At 56.1% G+C, this 1,008-nt stretch carries 1 pseudogene; it reads left to right on the top strand.

What is annotated here, in order from left to right:
* Window positions 1-871: pseudogene (locus Q0256_RS08615) on the top strand (hypothetical protein); the annotation flags it as partial.
* Window positions 872-1,008 lie beyond the last annotated feature (137 nt).

The following is a 1,008-nucleotide window of genomic DNA, read 5'->3' as shown; positions in this document are numbered from 1 at the left end:
CTCAAAATTTCGCCCGCTTAGCCTCTCGCAGGATTTTTTCTCGCTTAGCCTTCACTCGCGCCTCGGCTCTCGCGGCGCGATCAAGCTTGATCCTGCGCAAAACCGCTTCATCGCGACCATTGACGGCGCGCCGCACTACCTCGCTACGGCCAAACTCGCTCCGAAAGCAAACGACGACGCGCTTAGCGCTCTTGTGCGCGAGGCGCAAAAGAGCGAAATTTTAATCTCCGGCACCGCCCTTTTTAGCGCTTTGGGCAAAAGTGCGGGCGTGCGTGAAAGCTCCGTCGCGGGCGCCGTATCGCTTAGCCTGTGCGCGGCGCTGCTGCTGGCGGCATTTTCGCGCGCACGGATCTTCTGCCTGCTGCTGCCCGCGCTTTTCGGGCTTGCCTGCGGCGTAGCGGCTACGATGGCGATCCGCGGCTCGATCCACATCCTAAGCGCCGTGGTTTCGACGAGCCTAATCGGGCTGATGTTGGATTACGCGGTGCACTGGCTGGGCGCAAATATCGCGCGCCGCATCGAAGCTCGCTCGATAAAAAGCATGCGAAATATCCTACTTCTAGGGTTTTTCATCACCGCAGGAGGCTACTTCGTATTTTTATTCAGCCCGTTTTTTCTGCTCAAAGAGATCGCGATCTTTGCGATAGCCGCACTTGCGGGAGCGTTTTGCTTTAGCTACTTCGCCCTACCACTGCTTCTTGAAGGGGTAGAATTTCGTCCCGCCCCAGTCTTTGCAAAAGCTCTTGAGCTCTACGCAAAGGCGCTTTGCAAAATAAGCTTAAAGCGCTCGCCATCATTTGCGCGGCTCTGCTTGCATTTTTGTATTTTAAGATGGAGTTTAAGGACGACGTCAGCGAATATGCGAACTTAGATAAAAACCTAATCGCGATGAGCGCCAAACTCGCAAGCATCGGCGGCTCCAGCTTCGATCTAATAGTGGGCAACGATGCGAGCGCGGTAGCCAAAGAGGTCGTAGCGCGCGGTCTTGCGGACTCATACGCGGGTGCG

Origin of the sequence: uncultured Campylobacter sp. (assembly GCF_937949835.1) — a bacterium.
GTDB lineage: Bacteria > Campylobacterota > Campylobacteria > Campylobacterales > Campylobacteraceae > Campylobacter_B.
The sequence above is the reverse complement of the archived record's forward strand: the minus strand, read 5'-3'. Positions and strand labels throughout refer to the sequence as shown.